The sequence below is a fragment of the Sulfurimonas sp. HSL1-2 genome (assembly GCF_039645565.1).
Taxonomy (GTDB): domain Bacteria; phylum Campylobacterota; class Campylobacteria; order Campylobacterales; family Sulfurimonadaceae; genus Thiomicrolovo; species Thiomicrolovo zhangzhouensis.
In genome coordinates this window covers 2,049,157-2,065,521 of record NZ_CP147914.1, presented here as the reverse complement: position 1 = coordinate 2,065,521, position 16,365 = coordinate 2,049,157, and the positions used below count along the sequence as shown (strand labels likewise).

At 58.3% G+C, this 16,365-nt stretch carries 16 protein-coding genes; 12 read left to right on the top strand and 4 right to left on the bottom strand.

Annotation, left to right across the window (positions count from 1 at the left end):
* Positions 1 to 12: 12 nt before the first annotated feature.
* Entirely contained in the window at positions 13 to 915 is a 903-nt protein-coding gene (locus tag WCX18_RS10595; RefSeq protein WP_345987612.1) for a hypothetical protein, read from the bottom strand.
* A 158-nt stretch (positions 916 to 1,073) separates the two neighbouring features.
* On the opposite strand from WCX18_RS10595, the gene gspG reads away from it, so the two are divergent.
* From gspG to WCX18_RS10580, 3 genes are read left to right on the top strand one after another with little or no spacing between them, the layout of a single operon-like run.
* Positions 1,074 to 1,526, top strand: a complete 453-nt coding sequence (gspG, locus tag WCX18_RS10590) for a type II secretion system major pseudopilin GspG (RefSeq protein ID WP_345987610.1) — start codon at positions 1,074 to 1,076, stop codon at positions 1,524 to 1,526.
* Positions 1,504 to 2,070, top strand: a complete 567-nt coding sequence (locus WCX18_RS10585; RefSeq protein WP_345987608.1) for a prepilin-type N-terminal cleavage/methylation domain-containing protein — start codon at positions 1,504 to 1,506, stop codon at positions 2,068 to 2,070. Before gspG ends, WCX18_RS10585 begins: the two co-directional genes overlap by 23 nt.
* Before the next feature lie 9 nt (positions 2,071 to 2,079).
* Positions 2,080 to 3,294, top strand: coding sequence for a type II secretion system F family protein (locus WCX18_RS10580; RefSeq protein ID WP_345987606.1), 1,215 nt, complete (start codon positions 2,080 to 2,082; stop codon positions 3,292 to 3,294).
* Here WCX18_RS10580 and WCX18_RS10575 read toward each other — a convergent pair.
* On the bottom strand, positions 3,291 to 4,805 hold the full coding sequence (locus WCX18_RS10575) for a DEAD/DEAH box helicase (protein ID WP_345987604.1): 1,515 nt from the start codon (positions 4,803 to 4,805) through the stop codon (positions 3,291 to 3,293). The genes WCX18_RS10580 and WCX18_RS10575 overlap by 4 nt on opposite strands.
* Positions 4,806 to 5,051: 246 nt before the next feature.
* Between WCX18_RS10575 and bamD the strand changes: the two genes are divergently transcribed.
* The 5 genes from bamD to WCX18_RS10550 all read left to right on the top strand — a co-directional run bounded on the left by bamD (position 5,052) and on the right by WCX18_RS10550 (position 10,897).
* Positions 5,052 to 5,804 carry an outer membrane protein assembly factor BamD gene (gene bamD, locus WCX18_RS10570; protein ID WP_345987602.1) on the top strand — a complete coding sequence of 251 codons (753 nt, stop codon included), beginning with the start codon at positions 5,052 to 5,054 and terminating at the stop codon, positions 5,802 to 5,804.
* Entirely contained in the window at positions 5,804 to 8,227 is a 2,424-nt protein-coding gene (gene lon / locus WCX18_RS10565) for an endopeptidase La (RefSeq protein WP_345987600.1), read from the top strand. The genes bamD and lon overlap by 1 nt, the downstream gene beginning before the upstream one ends.
* A gap of 83 nt (positions 8,228 to 8,310) precedes the next feature.
* Positions 8,311 to 9,699, top strand: a complete 1,389-nt coding sequence (gene rmuC, locus WCX18_RS10560; RefSeq protein ID WP_345987598.1) for a DNA recombination protein RmuC — start codon at positions 8,311 to 8,313, stop codon at positions 9,697 to 9,699.
* Complete coding sequence (locus tag WCX18_RS10555; protein WP_345987596.1) at positions 9,696 to 10,676, top strand: HAMP domain-containing sensor histidine kinase; 981 nt, start codon at positions 9,696 to 9,698, stop codon at positions 10,674 to 10,676. Before rmuC ends, WCX18_RS10555 begins: the two co-directional genes overlap by 4 nt.
* The gene (locus tag WCX18_RS10550; protein WP_345987594.1) at positions 10,673 to 10,897 is read left to right on the top strand and encodes a hypothetical protein; all 225 of its coding nucleotides are present in this window, start codon (positions 10,673 to 10,675) and stop codon (positions 10,895 to 10,897) included. Before WCX18_RS10555 ends, WCX18_RS10550 begins: the two co-directional genes overlap by 4 nt.
* On the opposite strand, the gene WCX18_RS10545 is transcribed toward WCX18_RS10550, so the two are convergent.
* The gene (locus WCX18_RS10545) at positions 10,866 to 11,420 is read right to left on the bottom strand and encodes a CDP-alcohol phosphatidyltransferase family protein (RefSeq protein WP_345987592.1); all 555 of its coding nucleotides are present in this window, start codon (positions 11,418 to 11,420) and stop codon (positions 10,866 to 10,868) included. The two genes, WCX18_RS10550 and WCX18_RS10545, sit on opposite strands and share 32 nt — an antisense overlap.
* Before the next feature lie 144 nt (positions 11,421 to 11,564).
* Here WCX18_RS10545 and WCX18_RS10540 point away from each other — a divergent pair, with 144 nt between their 5' ends.
* The 4 genes from WCX18_RS10540 to WCX18_RS10525 are packed head-to-tail and all read left to right on the top strand — an operon-like array spanning position 11,565 to position 15,937.
* Complete coding sequence (locus WCX18_RS10540) at positions 11,565 to 11,795, top strand: FeoA family protein (protein WP_345985122.1); 231 nt, start codon at positions 11,565 to 11,567, stop codon at positions 11,793 to 11,795.
* A complete protein-coding gene (feoB, locus tag WCX18_RS10535) occupies positions 11,785 to 13,947 on the top strand; it encodes a ferrous iron transport protein B (RefSeq protein ID WP_345987590.1) in 2,163 nt (720 codons plus the stop codon). Before WCX18_RS10540 ends, feoB begins: the two co-directional genes overlap by 11 nt.
* 44 nt (positions 13,948 to 13,991) lie before the next feature.
* Positions 13,992 to 14,660: a response regulator transcription factor gene (locus WCX18_RS10530; protein WP_345985120.1), complete on the top strand. Its 669-nt coding sequence runs from the start codon at positions 13,992 to 13,994 to the stop codon at positions 14,658 to 14,660.
* Positions 14,657 to 15,937 (top strand): ArsS family sensor histidine kinase, encoded by a 1,281-nt coding sequence (locus WCX18_RS10525; RefSeq protein ID WP_345987588.1) that lies wholly within the window; start codon positions 14,657 to 14,659, stop codon positions 15,935 to 15,937. The genes WCX18_RS10530 and WCX18_RS10525 overlap by 4 nt, the downstream gene beginning before the upstream one ends.
* Here WCX18_RS10525 and WCX18_RS10520 read toward each other — a convergent pair.
* Positions 15,932 to 16,312: a hypothetical protein gene (locus WCX18_RS10520; RefSeq protein ID WP_345987586.1), complete on the bottom strand. Its 381-nt coding sequence runs from the start codon at positions 16,310 to 16,312 to the stop codon at positions 15,932 to 15,934. The two genes, WCX18_RS10525 and WCX18_RS10520, sit on opposite strands and share 6 nt — an antisense overlap.
* Between the last annotated feature and the right edge of the window lie 53 nt (positions 16,313 to 16,365).

The window sequence follows — 16,365 nt, the reverse complement described above, 5'->3', positions numbered from 1 at the left end:
GTCCGGGAGAATTTAATTGGAAACTGCAATTTCGCTCACTTTCTGGTCGGCTAGATTGTAGGTGAAGGTGTAGGAGGTCTGATGGGTTTTGCTCATCACGTTCATGGACCCGACCACATCCGGTGCGTAGAAGGAAACGCCCAGATCCTGCATCATCTGCTTCGTTTCCGGTGTAAACGGCAGCGCGTCGAGCGAGGCGTAGGTCGCGACACGTTTGGTCGTGAGCTCGGCCAGCGTCGCCGGATCGATGGAGGGATCGATGAAATGGAGGGTTTCGGGTTCGATATGGTTGAAATCGATGGCCGTGTTGCGGAAGCTGATAAGGTGCTCCCAGGGAATCTCGTCGACATTGTAATCCTGCGTCAGCGCTTTATACCCCTCGATCACTTCGTTGAAATGCTGCATGTCGTAAAGGCGCCCCTGGGTGAAATCCGGGTTTTTCAGGCTGAGTTCCGAGCCCGGAAAACGTTCGTTGGTGTCCATATCAATACTGTCCGCTACCATGGAAATGAGCAGAATGGTATCGGAAACATTGTAAACGGTCAGTATACGCTCGAGGTAGCCTTCCACCGCGGGATCGAGCGGCAGGGGGGTATAGGGGTCCGCCGTAACCCCGCTGTTACTTTTGAGCAGGTGGTTGATATTGACTTTTCCGGCATCCGAAGCGAAGGTGATGTCCATCATCATCCCGTTTTGCTTGTTCTCGAAAAAGAGGGGGATGCTCAGCAGGATATCGAGGGCATCGGAGTCGTTGATGTCCCCGGTGTTCTGCTTCAGGATGGTGTAGATGCTCGGCAGCAGCGTATTGCTCTGCACGAGGAACGCTTTCGTCTCGGTCTGGTTGTAGCCCCGTTCGAGCAGGCCCGCCCCGACGGCGATCAGTGCTGCAATGGCGGTAACGAACGCGAGCGTCATCAGCAGCGCTATCCCTTTTCGGTGCAAATCATACCTCTTTCCGTGCTTTGGCCCAGCATTTTATCTCTGTTTATTTTAAGTATACTATAATCGCCGAAAAAATTATCTTTCGTGAGGCGGAGTGATACCGTATGCTTCGAAGGGATCCAAGGATGTGTATGCAGAGCAATAGAGTCTACCGGGGAGCTGCCCGCGGGGCGTTTACGTTGATGGAGCTGATGATCGTCATCATCATTCTGGGGCTGCTCGCAGCGCTGGTCATGCCGAACCTGATCGGCAAGAGCGAGGAGGCGAAACAGAAGCTCGTCTGCGTCCAGATGAAGGGGATCAAGAACGCCCTGGATATGTTCCGGCTCGATAACGGAACCTATCCCGACGCGGAAGAGGGCCTGGAGGCTCTCGCGAAGAACCCGGATGCGGAGAAGTACCCCAACTACAGCGCAGGCGGCTATTTCCAAGACGGTGTCCTGCCCAAAGACCCCTGGAAGAACCGCTACATCTATGTCCCGGGCGAGGACGGTATCAACCTGATCTCGTTGGGCGCGGACCGTAAAGAGGGCGGAACCGCGGAGAGCAAAGATATCACCTATGCCGAGTGCATCAAGCAGTAGGAGAGGGTTTACCCTCTTTGAACTGCTGCTGGTCGTCCTGCTGATCGCCATTTTGTACGGCGTTTTTATCAATAAACTCTCAACGGGTAAAGGGCCGGCCGATGGGAAAGAGGCCGTGACGCTGGAGACGCTCCGCGACTACCTCTCCCGTTTCCGCCCGCAGCGCGGGGACGTGACGCTTGTCTGTCCCGAGCCCTGCGAAACGTGCAGCGTTTTCGTCGACGGCCAGGCGGTGGAGGGGGCGGATATCAGCCTCTTCAAACAGGAACCCACCGTCTACCGCAGAGACCGGTTCGGCCAGTTCGAACCCTACACTTTTCTACCGGTGCGCCGGGGGGAGGCCGATACGGTAAATGTCTGTTTCGCGTTTACGCTGCGCGACAATGACAGCAGTTCGAGTTACATTGTCGAAACGGGAGCGCTGTTCTATCTGTTTGAGGCGTTCGGAGAGCCGGTGCGGCGCTTCGAGACGCTCGATGAAGCGGCGGAGGCCTACAGCCGCAAGGCACTGATACCCGACGACAAACGGGTCTACGATTTTTAAGGGGGAAGCATGGTATTTGCCTATCGGGGCCTGCTGCAAGACGGTAAGAAGACCAAGGGGGTCCTTGAAGCCGCCGACCTGGAGGAGGCGAAAAAACGCCTCCGTTCCCAGGGCATTTTCTATACCAAGCTCGACGTGGAGAAGAGCGCGTCCGTCGGCCGTCTGAACTTCTCCCGCAAAAAGACCGCCGGGGCGAGCGAACTCTCCATCCTCAGCCGCGACCTCTCCATCTATATCAAGTCTGGCATCTCCATCGTCAACGCCCTGAAACTGGCCCGGAACCAGTATGCGAAGAACAAGAGGATGACGAACTTCCTCAGCAGCATCATCACGATGCTCGACGAGGGGAAGAGCTTCTACCAGGCCCTGGAGCGCCAGAAGATTCTGGCACTCCCGGAGTTCTACAAACAGTCCATCCGCGTCTCCGAGGAGAGCGGAATCCTGCAGGAAGTGCTATTGGAAATGGCGATCTTCCTCAAAGAGCAGGACCGTATCACCAAGCAGATCAAGAGCGCGTTCGCCTACCCGGCGTTCATTATTGTCGTCTCGATTTTCATGGTCGCATTCATGATCACCTTCGTCGTACCGAAGATCACCGGGATCTTCGACCAGCTCGACCAGGAGCTGCCGCCGGTGACCCAGTTCGTCATCGCAACTGGGGATTTCTTTACCGCGCACTGGCTGGGGCTAGCCGTGGGGCTGGTGGCGCTGATCGGCCTCTTCACCTCGGCGATGAAGTATAACCGCGCCTTTCGCTATGCCGTGCACATGCTGCAGCTCAAACTCCCCTTTTTCGGGCAGGTCGTTCAGACCTCCGAGCTGGGGCGTTTTTCCTATATCGCGTCGGTGCTGATCCGTTCGGGGGTGCCGTTCGCGCAGACGATCAACCTCTCGGCGAACGTGCTGCACAACCAGGTGCTGCAGCGGAAGTTCTCGGATGCTTCGGACCGGGTCGTTGAGGGGTCAAAGCTTTCCAATGCGCTGCTACGGGATGGGTTTGAGATCGATCCGTCCTTTGCCCAGGCGATCGCGCTGGGGGAGGAGACGAGCGAGGTGACGGCGATCCTGCAGAACCTCTCCGAACTCTATTTCGAAGAGAACAAGGATAAGATCGGGCTTTTCCTTTCCCTGCTGGAGCCGATGCTGATGCTTTTGGTAGGGGGGGTGATCGGCTTCATCGTCACCGCGATGCTGCTGCCGATCTTCTCGATGAATATCAGTTAGGAGCGACGTCCGCCGCGGTTGCGGTCGCCCCGGTTGCGGTCGCCGTCCTGGCGCCGGCGGTTGTTGAAGCCGCCGTTTCGGCGCGGTTTGCCGCTGCCGCGGCGTCCGCCTCCGCCTCCTCTTTCGTTGCGCTCCATCGCTTCCATGATTTTGTCCAGGCGCTGTTTGGGGACACCGATCGTCTGCGGTCCTTTGACGTTCATGTTCTTCATCAGCAGGGAGATAAGCCGGTAGGCGATCTGTGTCTGGTCCATGTCGTCGCACAGCGCGTTAAAGAGTTCGGTCGCTTCTTCGTAGATCTTCTGTTTTTCGATCTCGTCGACAAGGCGGGACATCTGTTTGGACTGCACCTGCTGTTTTGTCGGGATGTAGGAGTGGGCCATCTGGGTGCCGACGATCTTGCGGATACGCTGCAGCTCTTTGAACTCCAGCGGCGTTACCAGGGTAATGGCGACCCCTTTCTGGCCTGCGCGTCCCGTCCGGCCGATACGGTGGACGTAGCTCTCCGGATCGAAGGGAATGTGGTAGTTGATGACGTGGCTGACGTCGTTGATGTGGATCCCGCGCGCCGCAACGTCGGTGGCGACAAGAATGTCAATTGCATTCTCTTTGAGACCCCTGATGACGGATTCGCGCTGGCGCTGTTCCATGTCGCCGTGGAGCCCCTTGGCGTTGTAGCCGACGGAGGAGAGCACATTGGAGAGACGGTCGACTTCGCGCTTGGTGCGGCAGAAGACGATCGTCTTTTCCAGCTCTTCGGCGTCGAGCAGGCGGATGATCGCGTCGTCGCGCTCGTTCTCCTCGATGACGTAATACTGCTGTGCGATATCTTTGTTCGTCGTCTCCTCCTGGGTGATGGAGACGAAGGCGGGCTCGACGAGGATACGTTCGGCAAGAGCCTTGATCGGTTTGGGCATCGTGGCCGAAAAGAGCAGGGTCTGGCGGTCCGTCGGCAGGAAGTCGAAGATCGTGTTGATGTCGTCGAGGAAGCCCATGTCGAGCATTTCGTCCGCTTCGTCAAGGATGACGGTGGACGGGGCGAAATCGCTGAGCATGTTGCGTTCAAGGATGTCTTTGAGGCGGCCCGGGGTCGCGATGACGACCTGCGCGCCGCGTTCGATCAGGCCGATCTGGCGGTTGTAGGAGCTGCCGCCGTAGACGGTGACCGTGTGAATGCCGAGCTTTTTGCCGTATTTGAAAAGCTCGTCGCTCACCTGGTTTGCGAGTTCGCGTGTCGGGACGATAATGAGCGCCTCAACGCCGCGGTCGAGGCTCAACTTGCTCAGGGTCGGCAGACCGAAAGCCGCCGTTTTACCGGTACCCGTATGGGCCTGGCCGACGACGTCGCGCCCCTCGAGGATGAGGGGGATGGCCTGCTGCTGAATGGGGCTGGGGACTTTGAAACCGGCGTAGCGGATGCTCTGGAGGATCTCGTCGCGAAGACCGAAGTCGTCAAAGGAGGCCGTCGCTGCGGCGGTATCGTCGAGTGTTTCGATGGGTGGTGTCTGCATTTTCTCTCTTGAAACGGACACGGCTAAACCATCGTTGCGACTGAAGTGAATCAAAAAAGAGTTGCATTTTCTGAAGCGGCTTAAAGAGCAGGAAAGACAGTTTGATCGGGCCCGGTAAATTTTGATGCAATTATAGCGAAATTTTTGCCTTTTGCGGTGTGTGCGGGATTATGGGGACGCCGCGGCGCGTCCCTTTAACTTTTTTCGCTAAAATGGCTTCACTTTTTGGAACCCGTGTGGGAGAGAATGATTAAAAAAACGATTGCAACCCTGTTTACGCTGCTGCTCCTTCTGGGCGGCTGTACGAAAGAACTTGACGAATATAACAAGCCGGCCGCGTACTGGTACGAGAAGATGGTCGCGGCCGTTTCCGACGGCAACCTGGACAAAGCGGACAACTACTACAGCTCGCTGCAGAGCGAACATATCGGTTCGCTGCTGCTGCCCGAAGCGACGATGATCATGGCGATCTCGCACCTTCAGGCGGAGGAGTACCTGCTCGCCGAGCACTTCCTGACCGAGTACATCAAGCGCTACGCGACCCCGGCTGAACGCGAATATGCCGAGTATATGAAGGTCAAGGCCAAGTACATGGCCCTGCCGAACCCGCGCCGCGACCAGGGGCTGATCAACGAGGCGATTACGGAGGGCGAGACCTTTATGCGCCGCTATCCCCGTTCGACCTATGCCCCGGTCGTCGATACGATGGTCACGAGGCTCTACCTGGCTGAAGCGGCCCTGAACGAATCGATCGCCGAGCTGTACGACCGGCTGGACAAACCCAAGGGGGCGACCTTCTACCGCGAGAAGAAGCCCCAGCCGTGGATCGACTGGAACGAAGTGGACCCGGCACAGACGGCGTGGTACCGCAGTATTTTCGAAGGCGACGGGCACGGAAGCTGGTACGCTTTCATCATTCCCGATACCCAGAGCGTCGTCTCCCGCCACCGCTACGACGATGCCGCGGATGAAAACCGAACCGATATGAAGGAAGAGTAATGCAACTGGACCATTATGCAAGTTTCCCGACCGAACTGCCGGTCATCTTTGAAGACGGGCTGTTCCTCTACCCGTTCATGATCTCGCCGCTGTTTCTCAAAGACGACGAGAATATCGCGGCCGTCACCCATGCGATCGAGCACGACTCCCTCGTCATCGTCTGCCCGACGAAAGAGGGGCACGAGGGCGAACGCACCCTCGAAAGCATCCATGACGCCGGGGTAATCGGTTCCATTATGCGCAAGGTCTCCCTGCCCGACGGCCGGGTGAAGGTCCTCTTCCAGGGGCTGGCACGGGGCAAGGTGATGGAAGGGCGCGCGGAAGATCCGCTGCGCGTCCTGGTCGACACCATCGACCCCAAGGCGGTCAACGAGATCAAGATGGATGCGATCCTCGAGGTCGTGCGCGAAAAGGTACGTGCCCTGTCGCAGGTGAGTAACTTCTTTCCGCCGGACCTGCTGCGCACCATCGAGGAGACCCAGGAGTACAACCGCATCGCCGACCTGATCTGCAGTACGGTCAAGCTGCCGAAGCAGCGCGCCTACGAGATGTTCGTCGAGGCGGATACCGAGCGGCGCCTACTGCTGCTCATCGACTACCTGATCGAAGAGATCGAGGCGAGCAAGCTGCAGCGCGAGATCCGCACCAAAGTCAATACGAAGATGGAGCAGATCAACAAGGAGTATTTCCTCAAGGAGCAGCTCAAAGAGATCCAGCAGGAGCTGGGCGTCGACAACCAGCGTGAAGAGGAGATTGCCGAGTACCGCAAACAGCTCGAAGGGATGAAGGAGCATATGGGCGCGGACGCCTATAAAGAGATCTCCAAGCAGCTCGACCGCTATGCGCGGCTGCACCCTGACTCCGCCGATGCGGGGATGATCCAGGGGTACCTGGAGTGGGTACTGGAGATCCCGTTCGGCAAGTACGCCAAAAAAGCCCTCAAGATCGAGAACGTCGAGTCGCAGCTCGATGCGGACCACTTCTCCCTGGAGAAACCGAAGAAGCGCATTGCCGAGTTCTTCGCCGTCAAGGAGCTGATGGAGCTGCGCGGCAAGAGCGCGCAGAAAGGCGGCAGCGCGATCCTCTGTTTTGCAGGCCCTCCGGGCGTGGGGAAAACCTCCCTGGCCAACTCCATCGCCACGGCGCTCAAACGCCCCCTTGTGCGGATCGCCCTGGGCGGGCTTGAGGACGTCAACGAACTGCGCGGCCACCGCCGTACCTATATCGGCGCGATGCCGGGCCGGATCATCCAGGGGATCATCGATGCGAAAAAGATGAACCCCGTTGTCGTCCTCGATGAGATCGACAAGGTCGGTATGTCCCACCGCGGCGACCCGACGGCGGCCCTGCTCGAGATCCTCGACCCCGAACAGAACAGCCACTTCCGCGACTACTTCGTCAACTTCGACCTCGACCTGAGCCAGGTGATCTTCATCGCGACAGCCAACGACGTCGGCCGGATCCCGGCCCCGCTGCGCGACCGGATGGAGTTTATCGGGGTGAGCAGCTACACGCCCCAGGAGAAGTACGAGATCGCCAAACGCTACCTGCTGCCGCAGGAGCTGAAAAAACACGGCCTGAAAAAACAGGAAGTGGCGGTTTCGGCATCGGCGATGAAAGAGCTGATCCACAGCTATACCCGCGAGGCCGGTGTGCGTAACCTGCGCCGCCGCATTGCCGACATCGCCCGCAAATCAGCGAAGATGATCCTGGAAGATCCGTCTCTCACAAAGGTTTCGGTGTCGCTCAAGAACCTCAAAGAGTTCATGGACAAGACGGTCTTCGAAATCGAGAAGACGGACAACGTCAACCGTGTGGGCGTCGTCAACGGTCTGGCCTGGACCGCCGTCGGCGGGGATGTGCTCAAGATCGAGACGATCCGGATCAAGGGCAAGGGGCAGATGCAGCTCACCGGCAGCCTCGGCGAGGTGATGAAAGAGTCGGCGCGTATCGCGATGAGCGTCGTCAAAACCCTGATCGACAACGGCAAGGTCAAAGTAGACCACGCCATTATCCCGAAGACGTTCAAAGAGCAGGAGGAGCAGACGGTGCTCGATGCCAGCGAGGTCTACAAACGCTACGACCTGCACATCCACGTCCCTGACGGCGCGACGCCCAAAGACGGGCCGAGCGCAGGGATCGCGATGAGCACGGCGATCGCCTCCATTCTCAGCAACAAGGCGGTCCGTGCGGGGATCGCGATGACGGGCGAGGTGTCGCTCAGCGGCAACGTCCTGCCCATCGGCGGTCTCAAAGAGAAGCTGATCGCCGCGCACAAGGCGGGCATGCACACGGCGCTTATCCCGAAAAAGAACTATGACCGCGACCTCGACGAGATCCCCGATGAGGTCAAAGAGGTGGTGACGATCGTGCCAGTCGAACGGATCGAAGAGGTGATCAAGCTGACCCTCTTGCCGGAATAAGCCCTCCCCGGGCTGCCCTATTTACGCTTCCCTAATTATTTTCTCACTATAATCAATATCAAAATCCAGCACAAAAGTAAGCCGTGTCCGTAGAAACCTTGACCCCTCTTCAGATCGTTCCTATTCTGCTGATCCTGCTGCTGACGGGTGCGGCGGTGTATCTGCTCGTGCAGCTCCGCCGTCGCGGAGAGGCGCTCGAAGCGCTGCAGGAAGTCGCCGAAGCAAGACAGGCGGCACTGTTGCAGCGTGATCAGGAATATATCCGCCTGAGCGATACGCTGGCATGGCGGGAACAGGAGGAGGCACGGCTGCGCGGCAGCGTCGAGGCGCGGGAACGGCAGCTTGAGCAGACCCGCCGCGACCACCAGAGCCTCGAACGCGAATTCGCGGTGCTGCAGACGCGCTTCGAGGAAGCGCAGAAGCAGCATACGGAGCAGCTGCGCCTTCTTGACGAGGCGAAGCAGGTGCTTGGTGCCCAGTTCGAGGGACTGGCGCACCGCATCTTCGAACAGAAGGCGAAGACCTTCGACGCCGCGAACCAGCAGCAGCTGCAGCTGCTGCTCAAACCTTTCCGGGAGCAGATCGACGCCTTCTCCAAACAGACGCAGAGCCAGTATGTCGAGGAGAGCAAGGAGCGCCACCTGCTCAAAAGCGAGATCGAGCGCCTGAAGGTTCTTAACGAGCGGATCGCGGAGGATGCGCTCAACCTGACCAACGCCCTCAAGGGGGAAACGAAGACCCAGGGGAACTGGGGCGAGATCGTCCTGGAACGGGTGCTGGAGAGTTCGGGGCTCCGGCCGGGATACGAGTACGAGACCCAGGGGACCTACAAGGACGAGAAGGGGAATATGCTGCGCCCCGACGTCGTCATTTTCTTGCCGCAGGAGCGCTGCGTCATCATCGACTCGAAAGTCTCCCTCGTCGCCTACGAACAGTTTATGAGCAGCGACGACCCGGAGGCGAAGAGCCGCGCACTGCGCCAGCACCTCCTCTCGATCAACGCGCATATCAAAGGGCTTTCCGAGAAACGGTACGAAAACCTGCCGGGGATGCGCACACTGGACTTCGTCCTGCTCTTCATGCCGATCGAGGGCGCTTTCCACCTGGCGCTGCAGAACGACAGCGGCCTCTTCAAAAAGGCGTACGATGCGCGGATCATCATCGTCAGTCCCTCGACCCTGCTGGCGACGCTGCGCACCATCGAGAATATCTGGCGGACCGAGCAGCAGCAGCAAAACGCCGCCGAGATCGCGCGTCAGGCGGAAGCGCTGTATGACAAGTTCGTCGGCTTCGTCGAGGACATGGAACGTATCGGCGACCAGCTCGGCAAAACCCAGGGGCAGTGGGAAGCCGCGATGAACAAACTGGCCAAAGGCAAGGGGAACCTGATCCGCCGCGCGGACCAGATGAAGAAACTCGGCCTCAGCCCGAAAAAGGCACTGCCGGGCAGTGACGAGGAGGAGGCGGAATGAAGCGCGAGGGCCTGATCCCATGGATCACCGCCATTGTCCCCGTGCTCTTTGCGCTGCTCGCCGGTGCCATCCTTTATGTCGTGTTTGGAAAGACGCTGGCGCAGGATGAGATGGTCGTGGGCGCGGCGCTGCTCGCCCTGATGACGCTCCTTGCCGTTTTTGTTTCGGGTTACTGGGGGTATGCCCTCCTGGTACGGCACCGGGAGCAGATCAATCTGCGGGACAACGCCCTGCGGGAGTTCAATGCGACTATCGAAGCCAGGGTGCAGGATGCCGTGGAAGCGCAGCGCCGCAGGGACCGTCAGGGGATGCAGCGTTCAGTCACCAAGGCCATGGATGAGACGATCAGGCTTGTTACCGGACGCTGGCGTGAACCGCTGCAGCGGCTCGCGGCGCTCCAGGGAGAAGAGCGTGCTCAGTCGGGGCAGCTCGAATCGGCGGCGCTGATCGCAGCATCGATGCTCCAGAGCCTTGAGGAGTGGGAGGAGTTCTTCCGCATCGATACCGAGCGTGAGGCGGTGGACCTCAGTGAGAGCGTCAGAAGCGCACTGGCGTTGCTGGCGCTGGAGTTTGCCGATGCGGGGATAAGTGCCGAAACGCACCTGGAGTGTTCCAAGACTCTGCCGCTGTACCGCAACGAGATCATACGGGTGTTGATCAGTCTGCTGCAGAATGCGAAGGATGTCCTGGTGGAACGGCGCATCGCGCTGCCGCGTGTCGAAGTCGAATGTTATGAGACGGGGCAGTTCATCGTCATCCGCCTCTGCGACAATGCCGGCGGGGTGGAAGCGGGCATCGTCGACAGGATTTTTGAACCCTATTTTTCGACGAAGAGCCGCTCGGCCGGGTTGGGACTCTACATGGCGCGCAACATCGTCGAAGAGCACTGTAACGGCGAGCTGGCCTTTGATAACATCGACGAAGGTGCCTGCTTCTATCTGAAGATCGGCAAACACCAGTCCGAGGAGACGGAATGAAGACACCTATACTGCTGACCTGTTTCATCAAAGAGACGCGCTGGGTCCCGACCCGGCGGGAGGATGCGCTGCGCATTCTGCGTGAGGAGATGGACGGGGCGGACCCTGAGGGGCTGCTCACCTACGTCCTCGAAGCAACGAAAACGGGCAAGACGGTGACGGTGGGCGAATGCCGGTTCCGGCAGGATGTTACGGGTGGGGAACCTTCACCTTCGAGTTGAGCAGCCATCCGATCAGCAGCATCGCACCCATGACGATATAAGCATTGGTGAGATCATAGGCAGCGGTGAGATAGGCCAGCCAGAGCAGAATGGCACCCAGCGGGGTGGGGACGCCGGTGAAATATTTTTCGACGGTCCCCTCTTCGGCGTTGATGTTGAACTGGATCAGCCGGCGCAGGCCGCTGACGACATAGTAGATGCTGACTGCACCCGAAAGCAGGAGCACCGCCCCGTCCAGTCCGGAATAGACCGCCTGGAAGATCAGGAAAACCGGTACCAGGACGAAGGAGAGGAAGTCGGCGAAGGAGTCGAGCTGGATGCCGAACTCGTTCGAGAGCGCATATTTCCGGGCGATTTTGCCGTCGAAAATGTCGAAGGCCCCGCCGATCCAGGCGAAGATGATGGCGGTGAAGAAGTTGTTCTGGCTGATGAAATAGACAGCGAGCAGTCCGCTGGCGATATTGACCATCGTAAAGAGGTTGGCGAGGTTGAAATGGTTGTCGGCACGGTAAAGAAATTTCATGGCGCCATTATAGCAAACGAAGCGGAAAAATCGGCGGCGGGGCAGGGTATAATACGGCCAATGGATTAGCGCCGCTAATTTAGTCTAAATTAATTTGATTTTTATTATCATTTAGAAACCAATCAGGACGGGACTCGGGTAACAGTGAAATTGACAGAGTGTATGAAAGGGTGCAGCGCCACGATCGTCAAGCTGCATGCCCAGGGGCCTTTAAAACAGCGTCTTGTCTCCTTCGGCGTCATGAAGGGCGCCCGGGTCGAGCTGATGGGCTTCGCCCCGGCCAAAAGTACCGTGGAGATCAAGGTGGGTCGGATGCGCCTTGCCCTGCGCAAAGAGGAAGCCGAACTGATCGAGGTCAATGCCGATGCCCAATAACGTTCCTGTCTGCCCCGTCACCGAAAAACATATCCGCATCGCCCTCGTCGGGCAGCCCAACGTGGGCAAAAGCATGCTCATCAATGCGATCAGCGATGCGCGTCTGCACGTGGGCAACTTCAGTGGGGTCACCGTCGAGAAATCCGAGGTTTTTTTCGATTACAAGGATTTCCATTTCACCATCGTGGACCTGCCGGGCACCTACGCCTTCACCGACTACTCCATCGAAGAGCGCGTCACCCACGATTTCCTCTGTAACGAAGCGTACGACCTGATGATCAACGTCGTCGATTCGACGAACCTGGAGAAGAACCTCCAGCTCACCGCCGAGCTGATGACGATGAACAAGAAGATGGTGCTGGCGCTCAATATGAGCGACGAGGCGGACCGCGAAGGGATCGTCATCGACTACGAATACCTCTCGCAGCTGCTGGGCGTGACGGCCGTACGGGTCTCCGCGGCGGCCAAATCGGGGATCGAAACACTGATAGAGTCCGTGATCGCCGTGCACGAATCCCCCTACCAGGAACCGAAGCTCATCTTCTCCGAGGCGGTCGAGGAGGAGATCGGACTGATCGCCTCCTACCTGGACGAGCACCGATTCAGCGCCGCGATCTCCAACCGCAACATCGCGATCAACCTGCTTCAGAACGAAAAAAAGACCTACCGTACCCTGCATGACCTGCCGCTCTGGACGGAGCTGCAGCCGCTGCTGATCGAGGCGGACAAACATATCGAGATGCATCACGATACCGACGACGTCAAAGAGGTCTTCGCCGAAGAGTACGCGGCGTTCATCCGGGGCGTCATCACCGAAACGGTGCGCTATACCGAACAGCCCGCCGAAAAGAAGAGCCTCACCGAGCGGGTGGACGATCTGCTCATCCACCCCGTACTGGGCATCCCGATCTTTCTCTTTCTGATGTGGGGGCTTTTCCAGCTCACCTTCGAGATCGGGAACATCCCGATGGAGTGGATCGACGCCTTCTTCGGCTGGTTCGGCGAAACGGTGGGCGCGACGATCCCCAACGCGGATATCCGCTCCCTCGTCGTCGACGGGGTCATCGCCGGGGTCGGGGCCGTCGTTCTCTTCACCCCCAACATCATTATCCTCTTTATCGGGATTGCCCTGCTCGAAGCGACGGGGTATATGTCGCGGGTTGCTTTTCTGCTCGACGGCATCTTCCATAAGTTCGGCCTGCACGGACAGTCGTTCATTCCGCTCGTCACCGGATTCGGCTGCTCCATCCCCGCCTACATGTCCGCGCGGATCCTCAAAAACGACAGCGACCGGCTGCTGACGCTCTTTATCATCGGGTTTATGAGCTGCGGTGCGCGTCTGCCGGTCTACGTCCTCTTTACCGGGGCTTTCTTCGCGCCGAGCGTGGCGGGGAATGTCCTTTTTGCCATCTACATCGCCGGGGCGCTGATCGGGCTGGTTGCGGCGAAGATCCTCAAGCTGACGGCGTTCCGCGGGCAGGACGAGCCCTTCGTCATGGAGATGCCAAAATACCGCCTCCCTTCGGTGAAACTCATCTGGCACACGGTGCTGACCAAGACATTGATGTACCTCAAAAAGGCGGGGACCTTCATTGCCGGTGCGTCGATGCTCGTCTGGTTCCTGAGCAGCTATCCCCACTCGCGGGAGATCGAAGCGGTTTACAGCGCGAAGATCGAACAGGCCGCAGACGAGCGCGCGGCGTCGCACCTGATCGTCGAGAAGGATGCCGCCCAGCTCGAACAGAGCTACCTTGGGCGCATCGGCAAGGCGATCGAACCCTTCTTTACGCCGATCGGGCTGGACTGGAAAATGGCCATCGCCCTGCAGACGGGACTGGCGGCCAAAGAGGTGGTTGTTTCGACCCTGGGCGTCCTCTACGCCGTCGGTGAAGGGGTGACGGAAACGGACAAGACCCTCATCAGCGCCATCCGTACGCATATCCCCTTTGCGTCGGCCGTCGCCTTCATTGTCGTCATCATGCTCTACCTTCCCTGCCTGGCCGCATCGGTCGTCTTTACCCGGGAAGCGGGGGGGATCAAATATTTCTTCTACCTCTTTCTCTTTACGACGGCGACGGCCTATACGCTTGCCTTTCTCGCCTACCACCTGACCCTGGCACTGACGGGCGCTCCGGCGCTCCTGCCGCACTAGGGACTGTTAGCCAAGAGTTAATGCTGCTGGGGTAGAATGCTCGCATGAAAAAGATACTGATGATTGAAGATGATCTGGAGCTCGCGGAGATCCTGACCGAGTACCTCGAGCAGTTCGGGTACGAGATCGAAACGGAGGACGACCCCTTCAAAGCGCTGAGCATCCTCAAGCTCAAGCCCTATGACCTGGTCATCCTCGACCTGACGCTGCCGGGCATGGACGGGCTTGAGGTCTGCGAGGCGATCCGCGAACGCCAGGACATTCCCATCATCATCTCGTCGGCCCGTTCGGACGTCACCGACAAGGTCAACGCCCTGGAACTGGGTGCGGATGACTACCTCCCCAAACCCTACGACCCCCGCGAACTCGAAGCCCGCATCAGCTCGGTCCTGCGCCGCTACGCCGCCAAAACGGAGGCGAGACAGGCCGAAGAGCACCACAGCGATTTCAAACTCGACGAAGGGGCGATGCAGATCAGCTACAAGGGGCGGGCGCTGGACCTTACCAACGCGGAGTACGGCATCCTCGCCTTCATGATCAAAAAAGAGGGGATGGTCGTCTCCCGCGAGGATATCATTCTCAACGTTAACGCGATCAACGAGGACTCCTCTAACAAGAGCATCGATGTTATGGTCGGCCGGATCCGCAACAAACTCGGCGACAAATCCCTGATCGAATCGGTGCGGGGCATCGGGTACAAGCTTATCAAATGAGGCGCAATGCCGTCTTACTGACCATCCTTTTCGCTTTCGCGGTGACGCTGCTGAGCGTCACCTTCGTCTTCTGGGAGTTTTACAAGAACAACCGCGCCCAGTACATCGACAACATCTTCAACAAGTACACCGTCATCACGCAGATCTACCGAGAGCATATGATGAAGCACACCTCCGAAGCGATCCTGGAGGCGAACCTTGCCGTTTACGGACTGTCGAACATCCAGGGGGACAAAGCAGTCCGTGCCGTTTTCGACAAGGCCGATGTCCTCAAGCGTGTCGGATTCCAGGAAGTGGTGCGTACCATGCACTTCTCCAACGAGGCGATGCACGCCCTTGACCGGGTCAGCGACCTTCGGGCGACGATGCTGGAGTCGCAGGGGAAGATCTACTTTTTCCTGGAGACGCCCCAGGGCAGGTTTTTGCTGCTCGATGAGCAGCTCCGCCCCTATTTTCCGACCCATCTGCTCAGTGCGTACCTGACGATCGTCTTTGTCGTCGTCTGGGCCGTTTTCATCATCTGGCGCCGGATCCGTCCGCTGCGCCTGCTGACCAAGCGGGTGATCCGCTATGCCGAGGGAGACCGGAACGTCGTCTTCCGGATGAAGGGCAACAACGAGATCGCCATTCTCGCCAACGAGCTCGAACAGGCGCGCAAGAACATCAACACCCTGATCGAATCCCGGACCCTTTTCCTGCGCAACGTCATGCATGAACTCAAAACGCCCATCGCCAAGGGGCGGATCTCCGCGGAGATGCTTGCCGAACCCAAGCAGAAAGCACGATTCAACAATATTTTCCTGCGCCTCGAGCAGCTCATCAACGAGTTTGCGATGATCGAGGAGGCCTCCTCGGGCTTTGGCAACAAGAACATCGGGACCTACCGGCTGGTAGACCTGATCGACGAGGCGATCGACCAGTCCATGCTGGAGCCGGAGATGATCACTGTCGATATTGAGAGCAGCGAACGGATGGCCTGCGATTTCACGATGATGGCGACGGTCATCAAGAACATGATCGATAACGGGGTGAAGTATTCGCCGGACAAACGGGTGACCATCCGGATGGAGGGCAAGGAACTTGTCTTCGAGAACCGGGGGGAGAAACTGCGCCACCCGCTGCGCTATTACGTGGAGCCCTTTACCAAAGAGCACCCGGCCCGCAACAGTTTCGGGCTGGGACTCTACCTGGTCGATGCGATCCTGCATGCCCACGGCCTGCAGCTGGCCTATGCGTACGACAACGGGGTCAACCGCTTCTACATCACCGCGCTATGAGAGGTCATACACCTCGTGAAGCGGCTTCGTTTTCCGCTTCTTGGTCCGCACAACGCTTTTATGGGTCCGGTTGTACTTGATCATCATGTAGAAGATGATGGAGAGGGCGACAGAGGCGCAGATCTCGTACCCGATCGCCCAGACGGCGGCGAACATGGCGAGATCGAGCGCAAGGAAACTGTTGAAATTACCCTTGGCGATAAAGATAAACAGAAAGAGCAGGCCGACGACGTAGGGGATAATGATAAAATAGAGTCCGAGAAACAGACGCTCATACCCCTCCGGTAACGGGAAGACCTTCGCAAGGTCAACTTGTTGCTGTGAAAATGGTTGCGGGTCGTCTAGACCCTCATGAGGGGGATGTGTATGAATCATGGAACGAACTCCGGTTTTGATTACCATTGATTTATAGCAAACTATAATATCAC